At 64.0% G+C, this 3,118-nt stretch carries 3 protein-coding genes; 1 reads left to right on the top strand and 2 read right to left on the bottom strand.

Annotated elements, in window-relative coordinates; all coding sequences use genetic code 11:
* Window positions 1-31: 31 nt before the first annotated feature.
* Window positions 32-859 carry a PhnD/SsuA/transferrin family substrate-binding protein gene (locus EOA36_RS31955; RefSeq protein ID WP_127280832.1) on the top strand — a complete coding sequence of 276 codons (828 nt, stop codon included), beginning with the start codon at window positions 32-34 and terminating at the stop codon, window positions 857-859.
* Here the strand turns inward: EOA36_RS31955 and EOA36_RS31960 are convergent.
* Together EOA36_RS31960 and EOA36_RS31965 are read right to left on the bottom strand one after the other, a co-directional pair.
* Window positions 824-2,176, bottom strand: coding sequence for a Xaa-Pro peptidase family protein (locus EOA36_RS31960; protein ID WP_127280833.1), 1,353 nt, complete (start codon window positions 2,174-2,176; stop codon window positions 824-826). The two genes, EOA36_RS31955 and EOA36_RS31960, sit on opposite strands and share 36 nt — an antisense overlap.
* 9 nt (window positions 2,177-2,185) lie before the next feature.
* On the bottom strand, window positions 2,186-3,118 hold a 933-nt coding region (locus tag EOA36_RS31965), incomplete at its 5' end, for an aminomethyltransferase family protein (RefSeq protein WP_145969419.1).

A 3,118-nucleotide genomic window follows, 5' to 3' on the forward strand; every position in this document is an offset into this window, starting at 1 on the left:
CTTTTTTCGAGGCATGTGGTTTGATATCGGCATGAGCGAATTGATTGCGGCGTTGCCGATGTACGACTGGCCCGAAGTGCGCGACGAGGTCGACGCGCAATGGGCGTCGTTGCGCGATGCTTTCCGGCCTAGGGGTATCGATGCGCCGCAATCCATCGTGCGGCGCAACGCTGACCTGCCCGCCGTGCCAGGCGGTATCCACGACGCCCAGGGGGGGCTGATCGCTCCGGATCCGGCGACGCTGCCACCGGACGAGCTCGATTTCCACAAGCTCTGGCTTCACCCCGCGCTGCTGTTCGCGCAGACCTGCTGGGGGCCGATGGAACTCGGTTTGTCCCGGCATGTGCAAGTGGTCGGCCAGCCAAGCTATGACGCCTATGAAGGCGGACGGGGCGAATTCTATTCGAGCGCGCTGGTGATGCGCTTGGGCGAGGGGCCGGAGGTTCGGTCACCCGCCGACGGCAAGGCCTTGCTGCCGCTCGATCTCGTCCGAGGCAAGCGCTTCACCTTCAACAGCCTCGATTCCATGTCGGGCATCATCGCGCTGACGCGCGACCTGGAAGCGGTCGGCGAAAACCTGGACATCTTTTCATCGCGTGGCGAAAGCGGCGGCCATCGCGACTCGATCGTGGCGGTCGCCGAAGGCATGGCGGATGTCGCCGCGCTCGATTGCGAAAGCTGGGCGCTGGCACAACGCTTCGAGCCGGCGGCGCGCAAGGTCGTGATCGTCGGCTGGACAGCACGGCGCAAAGGTCTGCCGTTCATCACCGCGAAAACGACGCCGGAAAAGACCGTGCGCGCGATGCGCGAAGCGCTTGCCGGCCTAGCCGAGCAGCCTCTCATCCAACGGGTAGGTTGAAAGTTTTTCGTTGCCGGTCTCGGTGATCAGGATTTGCTCCTCGATCTTGACGCCTTCGCCGCCGCCCAGCCGGCCGATATAGCTCTCCACGCACAGCACCATGCCTGGTTCCAGCACACCGTCGGGCGTATCGGATGTCCAGTCGCTGGCGTGCGGCAAGGTCGGGTATTCGTCGGCCAGCCCGACGCCGTGGTAGAGTACGCCGTAGCGGGTCGGGAAGCAGTCTCCCGGCGGCACCGCTGAGCGTTCGACAAGGTCGCGGAACGAGACGCCGGGCTGCATCAGTGCCGTGTTGTGTTCGATCTGATCGGCGGCGATGCGGAACAGGTCGCGCTGTTCGTTGGTCGGCGTTGTATCGCCGCAGAGCCAGGTGCGCGAGAGATCGGCGCAGAAGCCGTAGGGGCCGATCAGGTCGGTGTCGAAGGCGACGAGATCGCCCGCCTCGATGATCCGCGACGAACATTCCTGGAACCACGGATTGGTGCGCGGTCCCGACGTCAGCAGCCGAGTCTCGATCCATTCGCCGCCGCGCGCGATGTTGCCGCGATGGAGTTCAGCCCACAATTCGTTCTCGGAGATGCCGGGCTTCAACGCCTGTTCCATCTCGCCCATCGCCGCCTCGCAAGCAATAATGGCGCGGCGCATGGCGAGGATTTCGTCCGGTGATTTGATCAGCCGTGCATTTTCCATCACGGCTTCGCCATTGCCGATGGAGATACCAAGGCGGTGGAGCTCTTCAACGCCTTCCGGATTGATGTGGTCGACGGCGATGCGGTTGTTGCCACCGCCGTGCTCCCTGACCAGATCGGCGATGCCGGCGGCCCAGCGGCGGACTTTCTGCTCGGTCAGTTCGCCGCCATAGAGATACATCCATGAAATGGCGGGGCGGACTTCATCGACGACACCGGAGTGGTCGGAAAGATGCTCGCAGGAAAAGTAGTCGAACAGCACCACCGGCCCGTCGGTGGCGACGAAGCAATGCCGCGTCGGGTTGTGCGCCACCCAGAGCTGCATGTTGGTAGAGTCGGTCGCATAGCGGATGTTGATGGGGTCGTAGAGCAGGGCGCCGGCATAGCCGCGGCGCTTCAGCTCGGCGCGAATGCGGTCGAGCCGATATTGCCGCATGGCGGGCAGGTCGGGAGCAATGCCTGCCGCGGCCCATTCCGCTTCAGCCACCGCGCCATAACCCAGCACATGCTGGTTGAGCCCAGCGGCCTTCTGTCGTGAGGCGTCGCGCAGCGCCTCGATCGAGCCTGATACAAACGGCATGATCTTGCGGTGGCGGCCGAAGCTTCCCTTTGGCGCCGCGCTGTCCATGGCGAAACCTCAGGTCCGCATCTTCTCGCCACTCGGGTCGAAGGGCGCCTCGACATTGATGCGGGCCGGACGCCGGTGACCGAGGATCTCGATCTCGAACAGGCCGGCACTTTCATCCTCGGCGAGTGCCGCCGGCACATAGCCTTGCGCCATCGATTTCTGCACGTAATGCGCATAGCCGCCCGACGTCACCCAGCCGACCACGCGCCAGTCGCCGTCGACGATGCCGCGCACGGCGGACGCGCCTTCGGCGGCCTTTGAACCGCGTATTTCCTTGCCTGAAGTGTCGAAGCGCGGCGCGCCGTAGCCATGCGGCTTCTCGACGGTGCCGTAATCCTTGCTGACCTTGGCCCAGATCGGCTCGTCGCCCATCACGTCGGCATCGGCCGCGTCGACGATGAAGGAGACGCGGCGCAGTTTTGGACCTTCCGCCTGTTCCTTGGCGGCGGCGTCGCGGCCGATGAAGTCGTTCTTCTCCAGCTTGATGAAACGGTCCATCGAACCTTCGAACGGGCCGTAGATCGGCCGCAGCTCGCGGAACCAGGTCGGGAAGTTCTTTTCCAGGCGCATGGACAGCAAGGCGCGCATGCCGAAATCGACCAGGCCGAATTCCTCGCCCGCTTCCTTGATCGCCTTATAGACCAGGCGCTCGTAGGCCGGCGCCATCCAGATTTCATAGCCGAGGTCGCCGGTGTAGGTGATGCGGTTGACCAGGCACGGTGCGCCGCCGACCGCCATTTCGCGGAAATCCATGAAGCGGAACGCCTTGGTCGAAATGTCGACATCGACCAGCTTCTGCAGGAGGTCACGCGACTTCGGCCCGGCAATCGACAGGCCGACCAGCGTCTGGTCGAAGCGATGGATGCGCACCGAACCATCCTTCGGCAGATGCTTTTCGAACCAGCGCATGTGGTACTTCTGCGCGGCCGACGACCCCCAGAT

Origin of the sequence: Mesorhizobium sp. M8A.F.Ca.ET.021.01.1.1, assembly GCF_003998025.1 — a bacterium.
GTDB lineage: Bacteria > Pseudomonadota > Alphaproteobacteria > Rhizobiales > Rhizobiaceae > Mesorhizobium.